Below are 22103 nucleotides of genomic sequence, written 5' to 3' on the forward strand. Positions count from 1 at the left end.
AGATAACCTGCCCCGGGAATACACTTTGTTCAATTATTCTTTTTTATTATCTGCAGCTTCTTTCGCTGCTGCCTCCTGAGCTGCAAGACGTTCTGCAACTCTCTTACGATTTTTCTTTTTCGGCTGATCCTTGCTCTTTTTACCAGACTGCTGTGCATTCTGATTGTTTTTGTCCGGCTGTTTTCCAGTGTTTTTGGAAACTGTAGTGCTGCCTGCCAGTGCCGCCTGCGGAACCGGCTTTTTGTAATAGCGTTTCATTACCAGCCACAGGGCACCTGTAATACATACAGAAGAATATGCACCACAGATTACACCTGCCATCAGAGGAGCTGCAAACTCGCGGATGGAAGATACACCCAGGATATACAGAACTGCAACCATGATAAATGTAGTAAAGGAAGTATAAATACTTCTTGTAAGAGTCTGTGTGATACTCTCATTTACAATTTCATCCAGATGATCTGGGTTCTTTCTTCCTCTCATATTCTCACGAATTCGGTCAAAGATAACGATTGTTGCATTGATCGAATAACCAACGATCGTCAGCATGCAGGCAATAAATGTATTACCTACGGAAATTCTGGAGATTGCATAGAATGCAAGTACGATCAGCACATCATGAAGCAATGCCAGAACTGCACTGCTCGCAAAACGGATATCCTTGAAACGGAACCAGATATATGCAAGCATAAAAAGTGTAGCTACGATCACGGCTACGATCGCATCTCTTCTCATTTCAGAGCTTACCGTAGCAGAAATACTTTCCGTTGTGATCAGACTCTCATCCACACTGAATTTCTCAACCAGAGCTGCATTCAGTTTTTCTCTTTCCTCCTGAGACAGTGTACGGGTCTTGATAACTACCTGATTTGTGCCGGATACCTTGGTCGGCTGTACATTCTTGTCTCCGGTAACTTCCTCTACAACCGGTGTAACATCAGAATCAATCTGCTTGATATCCATATCTTCATTAAATGTCACAGTTGTTGCAGTTCCACCGGAGAAGTCGAGTGCATAGTTCAATGCTGTTCCATCGGTCTGATGATGAACTGCCATTGCAACCGGACCACTCAGGATCAGGATAATGGAGATAATGAAAAATACTTTACGTTTGCCAACAAAATCAACAAATTTACGCTGTTTTGCACTTCCATAGAATTTCGGATCACGGATTCCTACTGCATACAGTGCATTTACCACCAGTCTGGATACCACCAGAGCTGTGAACATGGAAACCACGATACCAAGAGCCAGTGTATATGCAAAGCCCTTGACAGTACCGGAACCCAGCCACATCAGAACCAATGCAGCGATCAGGGTTGTGATATTTCCGTCGACAATCGCACTGAATGCTTTTGCAAATCCTGCCTTGATCGAAGTCCTTACAGAGTTGCCTGCTGCAATCTCTTCCTGGATACGTGCATAAATGATGACGTTGGCATCCACTGCCATACCAATACCAAGAATGATACCGGCAATACCCGGAAGGGTAAGTGTAATGTCGAATGCATTCAGAGTGATCAGCACGAGTGCTGTATACAGAACCAGTGCTATGCCCGCAACCACACCAGGAACACGATACATCAGGATCATAAAGATGATAACGATCACAAGTCCTATAAGACCGGCTAAAACGCTGGTAGAAATTGCCTCCTCACCAAGCTGTGCCGCAACCACACTGGAACGAAGTTCTTCAAGTTCAATACTCAGAGAACCAATACGGATATAAGAAGCAAGATTCTGTGCTTCTTCTACGTCTGACATACCAGTGATCTGTGCCTGCCCACCGGTGATTGCTTCATTTACTTTCGGAGCACTTAAAATCTGATTGTCATAAACGATTGCAATCTGCTTTCCAACATTTGCTTCTGTTGCTTCTGCAAATTTCGTCTTTCCCTCATCTGTAAGCGTCAGGCTGACTGCATATTCTCTGGAACTGTTTTTGTCAGACTGGAACGCACCTCCCTGGGCATCCTTCACGTCTGTACCTTCCAGAACCACTGATCCGGCTTCACGGATCTCATCAAGGCTTCTTGCAAGTGCATAACCACTTCCTGTGTTGGAAAAGTTCGCATTACCATCATCGTCCGTCTGTGTGATAAAACACAGAGAACCTGGCTTTCCGAGATCATTCAGAATTTCATCTGCATCTGTGACTCCCGGAATCTCTACCGCAATACGGTCGTTTCCTTCTTTGTACACCTGTGCTTCCGTACTATACTGCTCTACACGCTTCTGGAGCTTATATACAGTATCTGACATATCTTCCGCACTTGGATTACTGTCTTTTGCCTGATAGGTAATGCTGACACCACCTGACAGGTCCAGACCGGTCTTGATGTTCTTTGCTGCACCAGTTCCTGTTGGTCCAAAACCAATACCGGCCGTATAACACAGAAAGACTGTGATAATGGCGGTCAGGAGCAGCACAACGATTGCTCTGTTTTTCTTCATCGTTTTTTCCTTTCCTGAATTATTTTATTCCGCTAATGCGGCCTTTATCATGATTGCGCACTCCACTCTCTTACGCTGAAGCTCGCACCCGATATCATAATTGCCATTAATATCTTTCTGGAAATGATAAGCATTGGCAGCACATCCGCCACTGCAGTAAAATCTTGCAAAGCATTCCTTACAGGATTCCTTTGTATATACATTGCACTTACTGAAATCACAACGAACCTCAGGTCTTGTGATTCCCTCGTCCACATTCCCCATAAGGAACTGTTCTTCACCAACAAACTGATGGCATGGATAAAAATCTCCCCACGGCGTTACTGCAAGATATTCTGTTCCTGAACCACATCCGGACAGACGCTTGTAAACACACGGCCCACCAGTAAGGTCGATCATAAAATGGAAGAAATTAAAACCTTTGCCGGCTTTTTCTCTGGCGATCATTTCTTTCGCAAGAGCATCATATTCTTCCATGATCTGTGGAATATCCTCTTCTCTGATTGCATAATCCTCCGTCTCCGGGGCAACTACCGGCTCAACAGAAATCTGTTTGAACCCGAGATCCGCCAGATGCAGGACATCTTTTGAAAAATCAAGATTATGATGAGTAAAAGTACCTCGCACATAATATTTATCCTGATTTCTGGACTCCGCAAACTTCTGGAATTTCGGAATGATCAGATCATAGCTTCCTGCTCCCTTGCGGAACGGACGCATAAAATCATGTACTTCCTTACGGCCATCCACACTGAGAACCACATTCCCCATCTCACGATTACAGAACTCCATGACTTCATCATTAAGAAGTACTCCATTCGTTGTGAGTGTGAAACGGAATTTCTTATTATGAAGCTTTTCCTGCTCTCTTCCGTATGCAACCAGGTCTTTGACTACCTGCCAGTTCATCAGAGGTTCCCCTCCAAAGAAATCCACCTCCAGATTCTTTCTGGAACCGGAATTTGCAATCAGAAAATCCAGTGCTTTCTTTCCAACTTCGAAGGACATCAGTGCACGTCTTCCGTGATACTCTCCTTCTTCAGCAAAACAATATCGACAGGCCAGATTACAGTCATGTGCAATGTGCAGGCACAATGCTTTAACTACGGTCTGTCGATTCTTTGTAAATTCCTCTATTACATTTTCGTATGCATCTCTGGTGAAAAGCATTCCCTGTTCTTTAAGCTTCTCACACTCAGAAACAGAAGTACGGATATCCTTCTCCGGAAAACGCTCCGCTAATTTAGCAACAATCTCATCTTCCTTCAGTCCTTCTTCCATATACGGAAGTACTTCATATGTGACTAAGTCCACCAGATGGATGCATCCACTGTTTATATCCAGAACAATATTATAACCATTGTTCTGATATCTGTGAATCAGACTCATCTTTCTGAAAATCCTTTCCTAAAAACTTTTTATCATAAGAATAAGCAGCGGATTTCACTCCGCTGCTTAACTGATTACTCTGAACCTGCTTTATTTGTTCTCGCAGCTCTGATTTCCTACAGTACAGGAAGTTTTACAAGCAGACTGGCAAGATGTCTGACATTCACCACATCCACCTTTTTTCACTGTGTTCTGCAGATTCTTTGTATTTAATGTTTTGATATGTTCCATGTTAGCATACCTCCTTATGTATAATGTTCTGGGCATAGTATAGCATAAATTCGGCTCAAATAAAAGCATTTTTTTATCAGGACAGCATTCCTCCAAGCGTACCTCCTCCAAGGCACATACAAAAGGTTGTTATCATATGCTGAACGCTCATATCCCAGCTTCTGCTCACGATAACCGAAACTGTTACCAACAGCAGGAAATAGGCAAGCCCCGACAGAGCTCCCCAGCGATATTTCTCCCTCCTGGCAATCTTTCCAGCCAGAAATCCGCCCGCCATACAGGAAATCACATAGATGAGGATAATCCCCACCGTGACTGCTCCCGTCCCGATATCCATCCAAAACACGAAACCGGCAAGAACTAAAAGACATACGCCTGTAAGCGCATATGCCAGAAACAATGCTCGCAATACTATCTTTACTCCCATACAGATACCCCCTCATATCTAAATCATATGCCGGAGTTATCTGTATATTTCCTGCTTATTTTATTTCGTAACTGTTCCGTACCCTCACAGCTACGAGTCAAAATGCATTCCAAATTGTCTCGCGGGATACTGTCTTCTGAATAGTTACTTTATTTTTTTCTTTTTCTTAAATACACGATCACACCAACAATAGCAGCTGCCGCCGCTGCAAGAATCACAAACGGAAGAATTCTGGTCGGATCATTTGTGTGCACAGCTTTCACAGAACTGCTGCTATCCTCATCATTATTCTGTGCATCATCCGAAGCAGTCTCTGAAGACTGTTCAATCTTCTCTGTTGGCGTAACAGCTGTACTTAAATCTGTCTCCGAAGAAATATCTGTAGATGTATCTTCAGCTGAATCGGCTGAGGAATCTGTACTTTCATCTGCAGCCGGAGTAAGCTGTGTATCTGCAACCACACCGGTATCATATCCATCTTCTTCAATTTCTTCGCCAACCAGAGTCTTGCTTCCTGCAATTCCAAACGGACTGAAAGAGTGCGTACTGAATACCATGGTACTTCCGTCAACACTTGGTACAATTGTTTCCATGGCTCCACTGTCCAGAAGATGCTCAATTGTATAACTGTAACCTGCCTTGACCGGAACTGTCACACTTACATATTCTCCATCCGGAACCTCATATTCCGTATTGTTCTTAAGATCCCACAGTTCAAATTCATAGGACTGGAATACATTTGCCTCCGTTTCATTGGTAAATTCATAATCATCTCCACTGGCAACACGGAACTGCACATAATACGGCAGATCGATTCCGGACACAGTTATTCCATTACAGCTGTGATTTTCCTCTGCGAGCTCCGTCTGCTGTTCTTCTGTAAGATTTTTTTCATATTCTGTAGAGCGTTCATCTTCTTTGATGTCCTTGTCTGCTCCATCAAAGATATTATCCTTATCTGCTGCCGGAGTTAATGTTACCGCCGGTTCTTCCGTTACCTCAGGAGTTATTGTTGCTTCCGGAGTTTCCGAAGTTTCTGGTATCTGTGTTACTTCCGGAATTTCTGTCACCTCCGGTGTTTCTGTCGGTACCTCTGTCGGATTTTCTTTTTTATTATCTGATGCTTCCTTATCGTCAGTCTCTTTTTTGTCCTCTGTTTCAGGTTTTTCAACTTCTTTATCTGTTTCTTCTGACGGTTCTTCTGTTATTTCTGTCTCTTCTTTCTCAGTTTCCGCTGGAGCCTTACTTACCTCTGGTTCCTCTTCTGAAAACTTATCCTCTGTCTGCTCTTCTGCATCTGTCCCATTATTCTCATTTTCCCCGGAATAATCCTGGTTTTCATCATAATTTTCCTGATTTTTATCCTCTGAAGCACTGGAATCATCGTAATTCTCATCATAATTTTCTTCAGAATCTTCTTTCCATTCTTCTTCGGAATCTGATGCAATACTGTTAACTACAACCGTCACACTGCTGTAAATAACATCAGATTCTCCATCCCAACCGGAAATCCTGGATAACACTGAAGAATCATATGGTTTAAATACCACATCATAAGACTGAACTCTCTCAGATGGCACACTGGAACTGTCTGCCCAGGTAAGTGTACCATATTTACTGTCCGGCAAAGAAATATCAGAAAGCGGAACCGGTTCTTCAATTGTCACATTATCCGGGATCAGACTTCCAAGCTGTACAGATTTATCCTCCGCATAAACCGGTAAAGTCTGAACCTGTCCAACCATAAGTGTTGCTGCAAGAGCTGCTATAGCAAAAAAATGTATATTTTTATTATTATTTTTCATAATTATGTACCTCAATCTATTCTAAACATTCTACAATGGTTTTAATTATTCAGTAACTACTTTGAATGATACTTCACAGGATTTCTCCCTGTTGAGTAGCTGTCGATGCCTGGCAATCTTTCAGGAATGCCTCTGCATCTTATTGCCAGATACGGCCTCATATGTATGACAGCCAAAATCCAACCTATTATATTCTATCTATAAAGTAAATCAAATCAAATATTCTGACATCTCTATTTTCTCGACACGCCAAATTCTAATATACCAAACTTTTATCTTTTTGTAAATATTTCGTAACATAATATTTTATTTTACGACACACGTATTATAACACAGTTCTGCTTTTTTCGACACCCCCTAAATTATTTTCAGAATTTCCTTTTTATATTTTATATTTCACATCATTATTTGAAATTGACTGATAATTCGTTTTGTTTCTGCCATCACCTCATCAATCCCATGCTGTGACAATTTCCAGTTTTTCTTTGTAATCTCATCCACAACACAAGGGCATACCAGAATTTCTGCTTCTGGATACGCCCTCTGATAATACATGAATGCTCTTCTGGCATGGTAATTTTTACAGCATAAAATTGCTTTGCTTACTTTTATCCCCAAAAGATCGGTAGCTTTTCTTGAAAAAAGAGCATTCTGCCAAGTATAAGTAGCTTGATCTTCTCTCAGTATTACTGACTCCGGTACACCGTTCTTTATCAGAACATCTCTAAGGAATTCCCACTCTGTGTGATAATTTCCATCATATTTTTCTTTCTTTCCAGATACTCTGGAAAATTCCCCAGAGGATATGCTGTATTTTCCACTTGGAAGAATAACAGGTGCCATTCCTGCCATATAAAGTTCAGCAGCTTTCTCCGCCATATACGGATAACTGTTTCCCGGAACAAAAATAATATCCGCCTGTTCCGGCTGATTTTCCATAAAAATAAACTCTTCTACTTCTTCCAAAAATTTCTCGTACATAATTTTCTCCTGTCTGTATTTTATTTTGTTACAATGATCGTACTGTATCCGGCATCCCGAAGCTTTTGCTCCATCTGGATCGCATTGTTGATCTGCTGAAACGCACCTACCTGAACCTTATAAAGATTATTTTCATAAAGAAGGAATCCTGGAAATCCCTGATCCGTAAGCTGGTACAACATTTGATCCGCATTCTCACGTCGACGGAAAGCTCCTGTCTGAACCCTGTAATACAAAGGCTGTTCTATCGTTTCATCACTCAATGTCCCCAAAACCGCAGTTGCAATCGCTTTCGCAGTCTCCTGTTTTTTTTCATCATAAAGCCGATTATCCGAATCAGAATTTATAAATCCTGTTTCTATCAAAAGAGCCGGCATTCTGGTCTTTCGAAGAACTACAAGTCCCGGTCTTGCCTTCACTCCCAATTCTTTAAATCCCAGTTCGCCAAGTGCTCCTTCTATATTCTGTGCCATCTCATATTTAATTCCACTTTTGTCATAAACCAGAACTTCTACCCCTTGGTACTGGTTCTCCTTCAGACTGCTGTTTCTGTGAAAAGAAATAAAATAATCTGCTCCCACTTCATTTGCAATCCTGGCCTTCTCAAAGGGTGTCTGATAGACATCTGTAGTCCTAGTATACACCACATCAATTCCATTGTCTTCCAGGATTTTACCAACTGCTCTGGTCAGTTCCAGATTATCATCTTTTTCTTTTCTTTCCTTATATATAGCGCCCGGATCTGTTCCGCCATGTGCTGATTGTAGTTTACGCAAATTGTGATATGTATTCCCCAGTATATATGGGGAGTTAGAAATGTATTGAGATTAGATAGCCTTTTTCTCCAAGTCCTCACAGTAAACGCTTGAAAATAAATGTTCCAGCTCATTTCCGAAGTTGTATGAGATTTTAAGTTTGCGGTTTTCATAAACTGTTATCTGGTCTATCATTTCCACAATAATATCTCTGTCTAATTCTTCAATGTCTTTCAGTTCCAACAACCGCCTTAACCACGGTGTTTCAAAAACATCTTCTGTTACACTTTCCTTTTTCTTTTCTTCCAGCGTTTCAATCTGTTTGGAGTAAAGCATTTCTTTTTGTTGATAGTCCTCTCGATAAGAAAGAAATTCTTCTTTAGAAATCAGTTCGTCTTTGTAATCTTCATAAATTGACTTTTTCAACTTCTTCACTCTTTCAAGCTCTGCTTTTAACTTTGTCAATTCTATGTCTGTTGATTTTCTAATTTTTGTTGCTGTGAAAGATTGTGATTTTACAAGTTCCTGCAAGTTCTCTACATTGCGGATAATCTGCTTTAAATCTCCCAGCACAATATCATTCAATACTTGAAACGGGAGCGTGTGCGGAGTGCAATAATCTTTTCCACTTCTTTTGTAAGTTCCACAATAGAATGAATAGGACTTACTTCCGTCAGCACGTCGCCAGAAATTTTTCATCATTGCCCGACCACAATCGCCACACTTGATAAAACCTGCAAAGATATTTTTATTTGTTTCTAAATCAATATCCCTATGTTTTTTCGTCAGCAGTTTTTGTACCTTATCCCACAGTTGACGGTCTATAATCGGTTCATGTGTATTTTCAACCCTTATCCAGTTTTCTTTCTCAACTGGACGCTGTTTGCTTCTCATACGTTGATGTTTCTTTCCTTGTACCATATTTCCAATATAAAGCTCATTTTGTAACATCACTTTAATCGTGGAATACGTCCAATAAGAAGTTTTCTCTAAACGGTTGCAATTTTTGTAATTTTCGCCGTTGAGCTTTTTATATTCCGACGGACAAAGGATACCCTCTGCATTTAGTATTTTGGCAATGCTTTGTTTTCCTATTCCTTGTGCATACATAGTAAATACTCTTTTTACAACTTCGGACGCATATTCATCAATCACAAGTTTATTTTTATTTGCAGGAGATTTCTTATAACCATAACTTGTAAAAGCTCCGATAAATTCTCCTGCTTTCTGCTTTGATTTTACAGTCGCTTGAATTTTATTAGAAATATCTCTGGCATACTGTTCGTTGAATATATTTTTAATAGGAAGTAACATATCGTATGCCTGCTTCATACTATCAATATTATCTGTTACAGAAATAAAACGAACATTAAGCTCTGGAAATATTCTTTCCAAATATCGCCCCGTATCAATGTAATCTCGTCCAAAACGGGAAAGGTCTTTTACAACAACACAATTTACCTTGTTATCTTCAATGTCAGCAATCATTCTATGAAAGTCTGGTCTATTAAAATTCGTTCCCGTAAAACCGTCATCAATATAAACATCATATAAGATAAAGTCATCATGCTTATTCACATATTCTGTTAAAAGTTTTCTCTGATTTCCTACACTATCGCTTTCTTCCTTATCTCCGTCCTCTCGTGATAATCTGATATAAATAGCTACGTTAAATAAGTTTGAACCTTTTTGATAAATCATTTTTCCACCTATTCAACTGCCGTACCTATGATAATATTATACCATAAAGTACGGCTTCTTTCCATTGTTTTCAAGGGTTTTACCCTCTTGATAGTCCTTTTTTTACATGAGATTTCACGATACGGACAAGCAATTCCTCTACGGAAAATTTACCTAAAAATTCCCGTTCTACGATATATTGTGCAGGTTCTTTTTTAGCCAAGTTATCAGCCCCCTTAGTCAGCTATCTATTCTCAACATACGCACATAGGCTTATCCAATATGCGTATTTTTCACAATGTTACAGAAGCAGACAGACGGCTTTGGAAAGCTCCGTTAGTATCTCAACTATTCCCATTCTTGTGGGCAGAACCGCACCATGCGGACGTATCATTATTCTGTGAGGATAGGTCGTGGCAAAACGACTTTTCCAACAGTCGCTCTCGGATCACTGCGTGGGTCGCTCGCTTTCTTTTGAAAAGGTCGTGGCGTACAGTCCCCGTGGCTCACTATCTCACAAACGTATCTGTCTGCTTTATTCAGTTGTCAAAGAGCTGTGGCGAAAGCGTGTTGCTTTCATGTAAAAGCAGGGGCAGAGCAGGAAAGAGGGGATTGAACAAATCATGCTCTGCGGTTACTGCTTGTTATTCTTCTTCGATTTCTAAGGCAATATCAAACCCTAAAATCATTTTAATAAGTGCTTCTCTGATAAGTCCCTTTAACTCCATATCTACAACAATATAAACATTGCCGTATTCGTCATAGAGTGGACGCAGACAGCACTTTGATATGTACGGGTCATAAAATGCCAGTATCTTTTCAATCGCTTTTTCGTCCCCGTCCATTGCTTGTGAAAGCAAGTAGTAGGACGGCTTCTTAAATGTTTGTTTCATTTTTACTGTTTCTCCTTTAGTAATTTTTTCATAAGTGCCAATGAGTTATGCCGATTTTGGAATACACCGCTTCTGGAAATATTCTGCTTTTTTGCAATTTCTTCGTTGTTCATTTCCAAGAAGTAATACATCAGCAAAGTTTCACGGTTACGCTCGGATAACTGTTTCAAGGCTTCTGCCAATTCATCATCATAGACACGAATATCATTACCGCATACATTGAAAATCGTATAGTCCGTATCATAGTCGTCCCAGACAGCCAGATTTTCTACAACGATTTCTGGAAGTTCACAAAAGAGTGTTTCTTCCTTTTGTCGTCGTTTTAATTTCTTCTGATAGTCCTTAACAACATGTCGGACAACTTTCTTCAAACAACTTTCAAAACGGCATTGAACTGTTTTCTGGAAGTCAGACGGTTTCATCAATCTCACCCCCTTTCCGTTACGACGTGAAAAGTGGTTATCCCTCTTTCCGCACCATATAGGGAACGGCAGGTGTGATTTGTTAAGTTGAAACCGAAAAAATTTTAAATATTTTTTTGGTATGAAAAAAGCCCGCACAAAACATATAGTTTTATACGAGCTATTAAAGCTGTGAGATATTCAATTGTTGATAAAGTGCTGTTAGGTAGTGTATGAGTATATAAGATTATGCTTAAAACTTTCCATAATACAAGCCCCCCTTACAGCACTTGATTTCTATTAAACTTTTGCCTTTGTAGCATAAGCATAATGCCCTCAGTTTTCATATTTCGTTTTTATTATGAGTTTAATTCAGACTTTTTATATATACGATACAATAATGGAAGTAGTATAAAATAGCATATTAAATATATTGTAAATAGAATCGGGATTGCCCCTATAACCTTACTCCCAATTTGATAAACATTAAAATAATTGACAGATGAACTGATTTGTAAAAGTTGGTCTGGCAACAATCCTAAAATTTTCGATAATACGGAAAAATCAGATAAAAAAGACGGAACAAGTAATATTACAAAAGGAACTATTACTGCTAAAACAGAAGAACGCATTTTTGCAGATACTAACATAGAAAGGGTCGACATAAATAACACCCCTATATATCCGCCTATTATTGTCAATAAAAATTTTTGTAATAATGTTATATTGTAAAAACTTTTCCAACCTCCCAAACTCGTTTGAATTAAGCAATTTGCTCCGTCAATACCCAAACACCCAAGAACAACTCCAGAAAAACAACATATAGAAATCCAATAAATTGCTGTGATACAGACAAATCCAGCTACAATTTTACTTCTAATTGCTTTGCTTCTTCCATATACCGTACTAAAAAAAATGGAATCTGCTTTTAAACGGAACTCATCAGAAAAAATTCCAGATATTAAAAATGTTCCAACTAACATAATCAACATTATCAATACTGGCAAATAATATAAAAGACTCGTCCAAGCACCTGCGTATTCATAGTAAAAAGGTATTTGCATTTCTTCATATTTTTCAACAAGATATTCTTTTTCTTGTTTTGTATAATTGTCCTTAACAGAATCCGAAGAAAGCCACTTCTTCAAGTTATCTATCCTGTTCGAATAAAAATTTCCTAGTTCTGTCGGAGTAACTGTATCAACTCGATAATAATCGTACTCTTGAAAATCACAAAAACTTCTATTTATCATATCTTTAATATCAGAAAACCCTTGTCCCCGAGAATATGCTATATTATTTTCCGTATCATTTTTTGATAAATATTCTTCAGAACTCTTTATTTTATTATTCTCCTCTAAAACTTCTTGCAATACACTCTCTGTTATATTACCTTTCCATTCATTTTTTACTTCTTTTAACCTGTTATATGCAGTAATTCCTGTATGACTATTTCCGCTAGAATCTACATATTCTATACTTCCAATCGCAAAATAACTAATTACTACAATAGCCACCAAAAGAATAATTAACGCAATTTTATTTGATGATTTTGCAAATATTTTTTTTAATTCAAATCGTACCATTATTTACACCTGCCTTTTCGCCGAAATAATACAAAAACACATCTTCAAGAGTGGCGTTCTCTCTTGTTGCCTTTTCAACTGGCTTATCTTTTGAAATAATTCGTAATTCTACACCATTCACATCTGATTTTATATTCGACACTTTATTTTTTTGCGATAAGTTCTGAACCATATTTTTTTCTACATGACATACCCAAACATATTCCTTCATTGAATTGATAAGGTCAACTACAGTTCCTTTATGAATCAATTGTCCATCTTTCATCAGTAGAATTTCGTTTGCAATATATTCCACATCAGAAACGATATGCGTAGATAAAAGTACAAGCCGTTCTTCTGCCAATTCACTGATTAAATTTCTAAAACGAATGCGTTCATTTGGGTCAAGACCAGCAGTCGGCTCATCAAGAATTAAAATTTGGGGATTATTTAACATCGCCTGTGCAATTCCAACCCTACGCTTCATACCGCCAGATAAATTTTTCATTTTTTTATTGAATGCTTTTTGCAAACCAACCTTTGCAACCAATTCTCTTACTCGTTTTTTTGCGACGATCGGTTTTATCCCCTTTATTGACGAAATATAAAGCAGATAATCTTTTACGGTAAATTCTGGGTAAAAACCAAAGTCTTGTGGTAAATACCCTAAAATTTTTCTATAATCTCCGTCCATAGCCAAAATATCTTTCCCGTTACAAGTTATTTTTCCCTCGGTTGGACGAAGTAATGTACAAAGCATACGCATAAGAGTAGTTTTACCTGCACCATTCACCCCCAACAATCCATATACACCTGTTGTCATTGTGACATTTATATTATCTACTGCTGTGAAATTATCAAATTTCTTTGTTAAATTAGTTATCGTTAAATCCATTTGAATGTCCCTCCCAATATCTAGTACAATCATGTAAAACTCTATAAATCATACTTCCTAAAATCAATAACGCAATTCCCAACAAAAGTATCCATACTGGCATTTTTATAACAGAATATATTTTTTCATTTGCTGTAATTAGCCACCATACTACACTCCACAGAATACATAAAACAATAGAAATAGTTTCATTTACATTTTTTTTATTACATAGCAGACCAAAACAAATACAGGCAGTAACAACCGCAGGAAAGACAAACTGTGATAGTAGGGAAAGCAATGTAATATGCAAACTTCCATGCAAAAATATACAGAATGCAGTAAGTAATATTACATCTACCAAGCCAAATAAAAAAATCCGTGTTGAATATATTTGTCTAAGAGAATAGTAAGATGTATTCTCTATTTCCATACATTGATTAGATTTATTTTTCCACAATTCTGGAATAATCAAAATCACAAATAAAACACTTGTAATCCCTAATCCTCTCTGTATGATAAAAATCTCTTGATTAAAATAAAGGGCTATTCCAATTCCTACCAATAATAACATCTGTAATATCCACCATTTTTTCTGTGTTATACGGAATTGCGACCATAAAAACTCTCGGTAAGTCAATAGCTTTTCCTGCTCTTTCAAATAAAAGATTTCTATTGACTTATTAACTGTGTCCACAATTTTTTCCTCGTTTGGTTCAATCCATGTATCAACCTCAAACATTTCAAAGTTCCTTTTCATGTATGTCCTCCTCTCTTCCAAAAATTTCCAATTGTTCTTTTTCATGGGTCGTGTGCTGGTCGATAGCCGTAAAATTCTTATATACTCCAAAGCTCACGCTTGCGATAAGCACCACCCACAACGCAATCACGGTTTTCTTATGTGTGCCTACCTTGACAGTACGCACCTTTTTTTCTTTGACATTTTCAGTCGATTTCTTATTCTTCTTAAACATATTTTTCAAGTCCTTTCTATTGTTTTACTCGTCCTGCACCGATTAAGTGCTGTTGCCAGTAACTACTGCTTAGGTCTGCATATCCTATCGGGTCGCCTGCATGGTACATCTGTGTCGGCGAAACAAGAATACCGACGTGTGTTACATACGAACCAGCGTTATAGGTAGAATGGAAAAATACCAAGTCCCCAGCCTTTGCCTGCGAGAGTGGAAGATGTTGGGTTGCGTCATACTGGGCTTGTGCGGTTCTCGGTAAGGAGATACCAGCTTTTCCATAGCACCATTGCACAAGTCCGCTACAATCAAAGGAAGTGTTCGGGTTACTGCCACCATACACATACTTCCAGCCTTGATATTTCAACGCTTCATTCATAATCGCTTGTGCCGTCGCATTATCAAAGTGTGCCACGGTCAGATATTGATTGACTAATTCGACGTAGAACATATTTCCGTAACCATATCGCCAGCCCCCGTTCTTCGCAACGGCTATCGGGTTGGTATAGGTTACTTTCTTTCCACCCGATTTCTCACGGGCGAAGCTCTCTGCAAGATTAAAGGTGTGTTTCTTTCCTTTTCCTGCCACATATCCCACATAGCCACCGCCATAGTTATAAGACTGTATCGCTACATTCAAATCGTCGATACCTTGATTTTTGCAGGAAGAAAGCAGGGACGCAAAATACTTACACCCCTGCTTGATTGAACTTTCCGTATCTAAGGAATTAGGCGGTAAACCAAGACTTTCCGAACTCTGCATAACATCTTCTGCCGTACCGCCACTTTCTACTTGAATGATAGCCAATAGCACATTGACATACTCGGAAATGCCGTATTCTCTGGCGTATTTTTCCACCATAGGCTGATGTTTCAAGACTTCTGCGGATAAGTTCATACTCGTAATGCCAGAAGAAAAGTTGCTGTTTTCGTCGTCGCTGTCTGCACTAATGAGGACACCAAAGAAAAGCACCAGAGAAAAGAGGATAGGAAACAGACTGCCAATGAGAGCGATATGTTTCAGTTTCATTTTTTCTTCTGTCCTTTCTTCGTTACAAGGTTACGGCTTTTCTCTGTGGTCTGCTGGTTCTTCTGAACGCTCTGGGTCTGCTGAACCTTTGTCCTGCGGTCTTTTGTGTAATTCTGGCGTGTTTCCTGCGATACTACTTTTTCTACATTCTGTCTATGTACTGGCTGTGTAGGCTGGGTCGCTTTTCTATCAAAAGCACCAGAAGATAACGGACGCTCTTTTACAACATTCGTCTTGACTGGCTCACTTGCTTTTGAAGTGGTAGCTGTGGCAGGGCGTTTGACTTCCTGCGTTTTTTCCGCACTCGGCTTTGAAGTTGTGGCTGGTCGCTCATGGGGACGGGTAGCTCCCGTTGTCGCTGATCCGTCAGCCTTTCGCTGTGCCTGCCTTGCTTCTTGTGCCTTTTGAAGCTCCATACGCTTGTCAGCGATATTCTGTCTATGCTGTTCCTGCCTTTCCAATCGTCCCGACTGTCTGGACTGCTGTTCCTGCACCATGCCACGCTTGAAATCAGACACGCTGGACTTTGCCTTTTCCTTTAAATAAAGGCTTATCGTCCAGACAAAGTTGGTAATGCAGTAAAGCCCGTACTGCACCGATTTTCCAATCCCGTCCAGCCAGTTCCACGGCAACCACGACCAGCTATTATCCACATAAAAATCAAGCTGGTAGTTGGAAAGCGGATATTTTGAGTAAAGATTTTCTGCGTTTATGGTATCGTCCACAAGCCCCGTTGCATGAGCCACCGTCCCCAGAAGTGAAAGCAGGATAAGGGAGAGTGCCACCACGAACAGAGCCATTTTGAGAAAGTGGAAAATCTTCTTTTTTGTGAATGCACCTTTTATCCTTTCTTTCATCACTCCACCTCATTTCTCTGTACGGGCGGTCTGGTATCAAAGGCGTGTAGCAGTTCTTCAAAGACGGGGTGTATCTGTACCACACCGACACGCCCGTATAAGTCCTGCAATAAACATTGTCCGTTTTCCAAATCACGAAGCCGTTTCTGGTTGTTCTCGTCGTCCTTGTCAATACCGAAAAATTCTAAGGTCTGTTTTATCTCGTTGATGTCGGTACTACGAAAGGCAAATTTCAAGCCGATGTTGTTTTTCAAACTTTCCTTTGACACGTCTCCAGAAGATTGTGTAACGAAATAAACCCCTGCCTGCATAGCTCGTCCAGCACGAACCAGCTTATTTGATAAGGTTTCGCCTTGTGCCACGTTTAAGAACGCCCACGCTTCGTCAAGGTCTACAATCTTAAAAATACTTCTGTCCGAATGGATAAAATCAAGGGCAAAGGTACTAATCACAATCAGCATAGACACCGACAATAATTCAATGGTCGTGTATTCCTCAAAGGTCGTGTCCTTATCTGGTAATACTAAGTCCGCTACTTGAATGATATTGAGCTGATTATCCAGACTGATAGCATTTTCTACCGTACCGTCCGAAAACAGCAGGTGTGCAAAGTCATAGTCCGTGAAGCTGTCGATATGGTCTGCGATATTTCTTGATATGGGCGTATCTTCACGGCGTAGCTCGTCTATTACATGGAGCAAGCCCCGACTGTCGCTCTGGGTAACGGAACGAACCGCTTTTCGTAGCACGGGGAATTTTTCGCCGTCCCTAGAGGAAATACCCGTAAGGAATGTCAAGATGTCGATTGCCAGACTTTCAGCGTCTTTTACATTCTTCATAATCACGAATGGGTCAAGAAGTCCTGCATTGTCCTTGTCGCTGGTAAGATTTACGATATTGATTTCATGGGCGATTTCTGGGAGCGTTTCTTTCCAGTTTCCACGCTCTGATTTAGGGTCTAAGATAACTGCTTGTCCCCCAAAGAGAACCGAATAATACACCAGAAGATTGTTGCAGAACGACTTACCACCGCCAAGCGAACCGACAAACGCAGAAGCAAGGGCGTTGGTAACTGTACCTTTCACACCTTGACTGGCAAGGGACGGTTGCAGGTACACATTTCTTCCCGTATCAACAGAATACCCCATATAGATACCCGTAGTTTCCCCTAACTGCTGGGTAGCTCCAAAGCCCAGCCCAGCTAAAAAATCTGATTTTACATACTGCACATAGTCATTGATATATCGCTTGCTGGCTGGAAGAAATTCAGAATGAAGCCCCAGCATATCCCCAGCAGGACGCACCAGCTTTACATTGAGGTCGTCGTAAAAGTCTTTGACTTCATCACAACGGCGTTTCAGCTCGTCAAGATCGGGGGCAGACACCCGAATAACGTAGCTTAACTTATACATACTTTCTTTGCTCTGGTCTAAGTCCGTTTCCAGCTCGTCCACGCTGTCTAAAGCGTCCACCACATTTGAGCTGGTTTCACTTCCTGCTTGATAGGCGTGATTGTCAAGGTCTTTCAATTCCTTTTTCTTGTTGCGGACTGTCGTTAATGCTTTTCGATTTTCCACGATTTCTACATTCATAGAAGTATCAACGGGGAATGTGAATTGCTGTTGCTGGAAATAGAAGATTTCAGAGGACGGAAAATCAAGCTCCCCCACAATCGCATTGACGGTAAAATAAGACACATAGCTTTCCTTGTCCTCATGTTCCAAGCGTAAATATCGCTGGCTTTCCTCAATCACACACCTTGTCGGACGGATAAGGTCATAGTATTTTATCAGCGTTTCTTTCTGCAATTTCTTCTTTGGTAGCTGGTACTCATAATCTTCATAGGCGATACCGTCCCTGCCGTAAAGATGTTCCATGAGATACCCAAAATCATGGATTTCCAAGCGACGCACCTTGAAGCGACGGGAGATTTTATTTTCCAGTAACTTTTCCATTTTCATGTAACGGTTGATTTCATCATTCGGCATGATGTCAAAAGCAGTATCTTTCAAAGTGGCACTTCCTTGTGGCTTTGTATCGCCCGTTTCTAAATCTCGTTTCTGAATTTTGACACCGCCACGGATAACCTTATCTGATACGGAAAACTGGTTATTTCCAGATAATACGGCAAGGTCGCCGTCCTCGGTAATCTGTGTAAGGTATAAGCCTTTTATCTGTTCGGACTTATCGCCAGCCTGCATATATGCACCCTCTAACAAGTAGCCGTTTGGAGCTTTTGTTTCTTCAACGGTTAGCGTTCCAAGTGGAAGAACCGCCTTGCCGTCCTGCATATAGAAGCTGTCGCCAGATACCTTGTATGCGTCCGCTAATTTTGTGATGTAGTGGGCTGTCCCGTTGCTGTCTGTTTCAGCGATTGTCTTTGTAACCCATGTACGAGTTGCTTCGGCAGGAAGATTGTCTTTGTTATAGAAGCCTGCATAATACTTCCATGTAAATTCCGCACCTGCTAAAGAAGCGTTTCCTTGCGGATTGTCTTTCTGTGTTTCCATATCAATCTTGAAAAGCTCAATCAAAGTGTCCGTTACTTTTGGCGTATCAGATACGTTCAATGTCGCTGTCTTTCCAGCTTCAATCTTTAAGGAATATACAGTTTTATCTACTTTATATCCTGCTGGTGCGGATAATTCCTTGATATAGACTGTGCCTGCTTTTACCTCTGCAACGTCCGTATTTCCGTTTTCATCAGTCGTAAGGGTGGCAAGCTGTTTCGTGCAGTCCTTATCAGCAAAGACACCGTATGTCGCACCAGCGATAGCGTAATTCCCGTTACCGTCGGTAATGCTGGTATTACTGGAAGTCTTTTGCAGTTTCGCATTTCCGACATTCAGTTTCGCCCAGAATTGTCCCAATTCCTGCCCCTCGCCAGAGTAGATATAACCGCCACATTCATAACGTCCTTTATTTTCTTTGACAAAGGCTCTTGCACCAGCGAAAACTTCGTCCTGCGTAGCCTTTGGTATTTCATCATAAGAAGCTCGCACGTTATCACATTGCCAGCCAAGATGTACGCTCAATCTCTGCCAGACGACACATTGTTCCAGCAGATAGACTTGCTTGTAGTTCAGTTCCTTGTGAGCTTCGCCATACTGTTTAACATACTCTAAGGATAACGCCACATCTGAAATCTGGTCGGCACTCATGCGTGAGCTTGCGTCAGCTCTGGTCTTGTAGCCATTCTTAAAATCTGTATTGATGTCGATACAATAGGCAGTTTCGCCCTCGACTTTCATATAGCCCTCATTGAATGTCGAACCGATAGAACCGTCATTCATTACTTTTTCAATGATACCGACACGCTCTGCACTTTCCGTCCAGTATTGCTTACTTTCTGCATGGACGGGTGTAGTCGGTAAAGCAGTAACGACAGTTGCAAGAGCTAAGAAGCCCGTACACAATCGTTTCCATGTCTTTTTCATAAATCTAATGCTCCTTTCATTTTGGGTATAAAAATAGACGCTCATTTCTGAACGTCTACATTACTGAAAGGCTTGTCCTCTCACACATATTCTATTTTAATAGGTACAACAGTTGCCTTTCTCCTTGTATTTTCGTTGTTTTCATCACTTGCGTTATCTACAACCTCCATGTCCCGCATCCAGTACAATTTTATATGCCAATGCCCTTCCTCCCAAAATGCTTTCTTAAATACTATATGCAGCATTCTGCTATTTGGCACCTTTTCATCTGTTTTAACAGAAGCTGAACGATTCTGACTCCGGATCATAATGATAAATCTGATAAGTAAGGAAATCCTCCGGCGGAGTTGTTTCCCTCACAGTATCTTCCAGGACCTGTTTCAGTTCTTTCGGATTTGCGTTTCGTTCACTGTGGATCATCACCTCATGGATGCTGGTAAATACCATATAAAATCCACATCCCATTAACTGCCCGATTCGTTCAGCTACCCCCGGCAGGAAAATTGCCACAGCACCATTCGTTCGAATCGTAGTGCTCAGACAATTTCCCAGAGCATCCTTCTTTATCTTATAATCACACATCAGATTCATAAAATTTTCTCCTGCATAATCCGGATTAAAAATCAGCCTCTCCCAACAGTAGATCCTGGGTGGTGAAATAAAGTACGTATTTAATAGTGCAGCATCAAATACCTCCTGCGAATCCCGTTTCCAACCATCCAACATGTGTCGTTTTATTTTGACACTGGCACTGCTCCCATCCAATTCTCCCATACTGGCATACAAAACCAACGCAATATCTCCAATCGTTCTGTAAATACAATCCTGAAGTTCCGTCTGATTCTTTTCTATATTTAAAAGGCGAATAAACAGATAATCTTTGATTTTCTCATAGTCTTCCAGATTCTTAGACCGTTGGAAACATTCCGATTCTAAAATAACCTCCAGTCTGTTTAAAATTTCCTGAATAATCGAATCCATACTCCAGCCGTTCTGATACTCCTTATACAGATCCTGTACATACAATGCACATACTTCCACAATTCCTTCACCCTGCTGTCGCTTCAGTAAGAGCCGGTCCCCAGTCGTCGGGGGATACTCTTCTTCCTTCTTATAACAAATCATATCTTCTTTATAATCTGTCTCTTCGAGTAAATTTTTACGAAGTTCTTCTACAAAACATTCGTATGTCATGTCCATATTCATTTCCTCGTCTTTCTGAATGTTCGGGCGAATGCCCATGATTATTAATAGATAAGAAGGGAGCGAACGCTCCCTTTAGAGTTGCTGTATGAACAGTATAAACAGATTTCAAAGACGTGTAAAGAAGTTTTCATCGACAAATTCTACGTACATATGCCGAAAATCGTTGAAGAACAAAAGAAAAAATCGGACAAGTCCGCCTTTGCAGACATATTCCATATGTATCTGGCTATACTCTCAGTAAAGTTTGATCAGAGCAATCTTCCACTTTTGACCAGATGTTCAAGGAATCCCTCGCAACCTTTTACAATATCTCTATATGTAATCTCAAAATCCCCAGTATACCACGGGTCTGCAATATTTCCCGGGCAATCGGTATAATCCAGCAAAAGACTCACTTTATGCTCCGGATCACTCCCGAGAATCCGAAGCATATTTCGCCGATTTCTCTCTTCCATTGCGATCAGATAATCATATTTATCATAGTCAGATTTCTTAAGCTGAACTGCTCGTTTTCCATCACAGGAAATTCCATGTCTGGCAAGTTCCTTCTTCGCCGGAGGATACACCGGATTCCCTATTCCATTCCAGATTTCCTCTGTACTCGTTGCAGCAGATGCAATATAGAAATCCGACTGTAGTTGTTTTTTGTTGATCATATTCTTAAATATAAATTCTGCCATAGGGGAACGGCAGATATTGCCGTGGCAGACAAATAACACTCTTATCATTGCTTAAAACTCCTTGAAATGCTGTATTTACGCTGTTTACAGGCATTTTCCGATAATCTTCAATCCTGTCATTTTCCTGTATATCACAGCATAAATTCGTATATTTTCTTATCCAAATTTAGTAACTTCTTAGTAATAACCAGCCTGGAAAACAGGCTCTCTAAGAACCTTATAATCAGATTATTTTTAATTCTTTTTTCTATTATTTTATCATACTATGCCAGTTTTGCAATCCTATTCATCTCTTCTTTTGCATCAATTAATCCCAGATGCGTATATACATTTAACGTAACCCCTATATCAGAATGTCCCATTAAATATTGGAGTGCTTTCGGATTCATTCCAGCTTTCGCCATATTGGAACAATATGTATGCCTGCATACATGTGGATGTGTCAAGTATAGGACAAAAAAAATTTTATT

General features: G+C 40.2%; 20 protein-coding genes and 2 pseudogenes. All 22 read right to left on the reverse strand.

Annotated features, from left to right (window positions below; translation table 11 throughout):
• Window positions 1–33 precede the first annotated feature (33 nt).
• The gene (gene secD / locus LIR34_RS05345) at window positions 34–2454 is read right to left on the reverse strand and encodes a protein translocase subunit SecD (RefSeq protein ID WP_173902161.1); all 2421 of its coding nucleotides are present in this window, start codon (window positions 2452–2454) and stop codon (window positions 34–36) included.
• Window positions 2455–2478: 24 nt separating this feature from the next.
• On the reverse strand, window positions 2479–3843 hold the full coding sequence (gene scfB, locus LIR34_RS05350; protein WP_173902160.1) for a thioether cross-link-forming SCIFF peptide maturase: 1365 nt from the start codon (window positions 3841–3843) through the stop codon (window positions 2479–2481).
• Window positions 3844–3933: 90 nt separating this feature from the next.
• The gene (gene scfA, locus LIR34_RS05355) at window positions 3934–4074 is read right to left on the reverse strand and encodes a six-cysteine ranthipeptide SCIFF (RefSeq protein WP_015541285.1); all 141 of its coding nucleotides are present in this window, start codon (window positions 4072–4074) and stop codon (window positions 3934–3936) included.
• Window positions 4075–4150: 76 nt separating this feature from the next.
• Window positions 4151–4501: a TIGR04086 family membrane protein gene (locus LIR34_RS05360; RefSeq protein ID WP_173902159.1), complete on the reverse strand. Its 351-nt coding sequence runs from the start codon at window positions 4499–4501 to the stop codon at window positions 4151–4153.
• Window positions 4502–4650: 149 nt separating this feature from the next.
• Window positions 4651–6306 (reverse strand): hypothetical protein, encoded by a 1656-nt coding sequence (locus tag LIR34_RS05365; protein WP_202017281.1) that lies wholly within the window; start codon window positions 6304–6306, stop codon window positions 4651–4653.
• 396 nt (window positions 6307–6702) lie between these two features.
• On the reverse strand, window positions 6703–7287 hold the full coding sequence (locus LIR34_RS05370; protein ID WP_173902158.1) for a YdcF family protein: 585 nt from the start codon (window positions 7285–7287) through the stop codon (window positions 6703–6705).
• Window positions 7288–7307: 20 nt separating this feature from the next.
• Window positions 7308–8063 carry an N-acetylmuramoyl-L-alanine amidase gene (locus tag LIR34_RS05375; RefSeq protein WP_173902157.1) on the reverse strand — a complete coding sequence of 252 codons (756 nt, stop codon included), beginning with the start codon at window positions 8061–8063 and terminating at the stop codon, window positions 7308–7310.
• Window positions 8064–8114: 51 nt separating this feature from the next.
• Window positions 8115–9743 (reverse strand): recombinase family protein, encoded by a 1629-nt coding sequence (locus LIR34_RS05380; protein WP_173718298.1) that lies wholly within the window; start codon window positions 9741–9743, stop codon window positions 8115–8117.
• A 79-nt stretch (window positions 9744–9822) separates the two neighbouring features.
• Window positions 9823–9945 (reverse strand): hypothetical protein, encoded by a 123-nt coding sequence (locus LIR34_RS05385; protein ID WP_002323371.1) that lies wholly within the window; start codon window positions 9943–9945, stop codon window positions 9823–9825.
• A gap of 421 nt (window positions 9946–10366) precedes the next feature.
• Complete coding sequence (locus LIR34_RS05390; RefSeq protein WP_004613734.1) at window positions 10367–10615, reverse strand: helix-turn-helix domain-containing protein; 249 nt, start codon at window positions 10613–10615, stop codon at window positions 10367–10369.
• 2 nt (window positions 10616–10617) lie between these two features.
• On the reverse strand, window positions 10618–11037 hold the full coding sequence (locus tag LIR34_RS05395; protein ID WP_015552791.1) for an RNA polymerase sigma factor: 420 nt from the start codon (window positions 11035–11037) through the stop codon (window positions 10618–10620).
• Between the two features lie 338 nt (window positions 11038–11375).
• Entirely contained in the window at window positions 11376–12602 is a 1227-nt protein-coding gene (locus LIR34_RS05400) for an ABC transporter permease subunit (RefSeq protein WP_173718297.1), read from the reverse strand.
• On the reverse strand, window positions 12589–13476 hold the full coding sequence (locus LIR34_RS05405) for an ABC transporter ATP-binding protein (protein WP_173718296.1): 888 nt from the start codon (window positions 13474–13476) through the stop codon (window positions 12589–12591). The genes LIR34_RS05400 and LIR34_RS05405 overlap by 14 nt, the downstream gene beginning before the upstream one ends.
• The gene (locus tag LIR34_RS05410; RefSeq protein WP_173718295.1) at window positions 13457–14215 is read right to left on the reverse strand and encodes a hypothetical protein; all 759 of its coding nucleotides are present in this window, start codon (window positions 14213–14215) and stop codon (window positions 13457–13459) included. The genes LIR34_RS05405 and LIR34_RS05410 overlap by 20 nt, the downstream gene beginning before the upstream one ends.
• A 22-nt stretch (window positions 14216–14237) precedes the next feature.
• Window positions 14238–14429, reverse strand: a pseudogene (locus tag LIR34_RS05415) (conjugal transfer protein); the annotation flags it as partial.
• 16 nt (window positions 14430–14445) lie between these two features.
• Window positions 14446–15453: a bifunctional lytic transglycosylase/C40 family peptidase gene (locus tag LIR34_RS05420; protein ID WP_173770342.1), complete on the reverse strand. Its 1008-nt coding sequence runs from the start codon at window positions 15451–15453 to the stop codon at window positions 14446–14448.
• Window positions 15450–15992 (reverse strand): annotated as a pseudogene (locus LIR34_RS18110) (YtxH domain-containing protein); the annotation flags it as partial. The gene LIR34_RS05420 and the pseudogene LIR34_RS18110, both read right to left, overlap by 4 nt.
• 317 nt (window positions 15993–16309) lie before the next feature.
• Window positions 16310–19747 (reverse strand): ATP-binding protein, encoded by a 3438-nt coding sequence (locus tag LIR34_RS05430; protein WP_244092210.1) that lies wholly within the window; start codon window positions 19745–19747, stop codon window positions 16310–16312.
• An 80-nt stretch (window positions 19748–19827) separates the two neighbouring features.
• Entirely contained in the window at window positions 19828–19992 is a 165-nt protein-coding gene (locus LIR34_RS05435) for a hypothetical protein (protein ID WP_173902155.1), read from the reverse strand.
• A gap of 28 nt (window positions 19993–20020) precedes the next feature.
• Window positions 20021–20947 (reverse strand): DUF5688 family protein, encoded by a 927-nt coding sequence (locus LIR34_RS05440; RefSeq protein ID WP_173902154.1) that lies wholly within the window; start codon window positions 20945–20947, stop codon window positions 20021–20023.
• Window positions 20948–21201: 254 nt separating this feature from the next.
• Entirely contained in the window at window positions 21202–21681 is a 480-nt protein-coding gene (locus tag LIR34_RS05445) for a low molecular weight protein-tyrosine-phosphatase (RefSeq protein ID WP_173902153.1), read from the reverse strand.
• Between the two features lie 215 nt (window positions 21682–21896).
• Window positions 21897–22079: a tyrosine-type recombinase/integrase gene (locus LIR34_RS05450; protein ID WP_226845253.1), complete on the reverse strand. Its 183-nt coding sequence runs from the start codon at window positions 22077–22079 to the stop codon at window positions 21897–21899.
• Window positions 22080–22103 lie beyond the last annotated feature (24 nt).

Source organism: Blautia sp. MSK17_66 (assembly GCF_020538025.1).
In the GTDB taxonomy this organism is placed as follows: Bacteria; Bacillota; Clostridia; order Lachnospirales; family Lachnospiraceae; genus Blautia_A.

Excerpts from the sequence above, each read along its gene's own strand:
- LIR34_RS05410 (WP_173718295.1), bottom strand. The coding sequence starts at position 14,215 with ATGAAAAGGAACTTTGAAATGTTTGAGGTTGATACATGGATTGAACCA.
- LIR34_RS05445 (WP_173902153.1), bottom strand. The coding sequence starts at position 21,681 with ATGATAAGAGTGTTATTTGTCTGCCACGGCAATATCTGCCGTTCCCCT.
- LIR34_RS05420 (WP_173770342.1), bottom strand. The coding sequence starts at position 15,453 with ATGAAACTGAAACATATCGCTCTCATTGGCAGTCTGTTTCCTATCCTC.
- scfB (WP_173902160.1), bottom strand. The coding sequence starts at position 3,843 with ATGAGTCTGATTCACAGATATCAGAACAATGGTTATAATATTGTTCTG.
- scfA (WP_015541285.1), bottom strand. The coding sequence starts at position 4,074 with ATGGAACATATCAAAACATTAAATACAAAGAATCTGCAGAACACAGTG.
- LIR34_RS05405 (WP_173718296.1), bottom strand. The coding sequence starts at position 13,476 with ATGGATTTAACGATAACTAATTTAACAAAGAAATTTGATAATTTCACA.
- LIR34_RS05395 (WP_015552791.1), bottom strand. The coding sequence starts at position 11,037 with ATGAAACCGTCTGACTTCCAGAAAACAGTTCAATGCCGTTTTGAAAGT.
- secD (WP_173902161.1), bottom strand. The coding sequence starts at position 2,454 with ATGAAGAAAAACAGAGCAATCGTTGTGCTGCTCCTGACCGCCATTATC.
- LIR34_RS05370 (WP_173902158.1), bottom strand. The coding sequence starts at position 7,287 with ATGTACGAGAAATTTTTGGAAGAAGTAGAAGAGTTTATTTTTATGGAA.
- LIR34_RS05430 (WP_244092210.1), bottom strand. The coding sequence starts at position 19,747 with ATGAAAAAGACATGGAAACGATTGTGTACGGGCTTCTTAGCTCTTGCA.
- LIR34_RS05390 (WP_004613734.1), bottom strand. The coding sequence starts at position 10,615 with ATGAAACAAACATTTAAGAAGCCGTCCTACTACTTGCTTTCACAAGCA.
- LIR34_RS05435 (WP_173902155.1), bottom strand. The coding sequence starts at position 19,992 with ATGCTGCATATAGTATTTAAGAAAGCATTTTGGGAGGAAGGGCATTGG.
- LIR34_RS05440 (WP_173902154.1), bottom strand. The coding sequence starts at position 20,947 with ATGGACATGACATACGAATGTTTTGTAGAAGAACTTCGTAAAAATTTA.
- LIR34_RS05360 (WP_173902159.1), bottom strand. The coding sequence starts at position 4,501 with ATGGGAGTAAAGATAGTATTGCGAGCATTGTTTCTGGCATATGCGCTT.
- LIR34_RS05400 (WP_173718297.1), bottom strand. The coding sequence starts at position 12,602 with ATGGTACGATTTGAATTAAAAAAAATATTTGCAAAATCATCAAATAAA.
- LIR34_RS05365 (WP_202017281.1), bottom strand. The coding sequence starts at position 6,306 with ATGAAAAATAATAATAAAAATATACATTTTTTTGCTATAGCAGCTCTT.
- LIR34_RS05380 (WP_173718298.1), bottom strand. The coding sequence starts at position 9,743 with ATGATTTATCAAAAAGGTTCAAACTTATTTAACGTAGCTATTTATATC.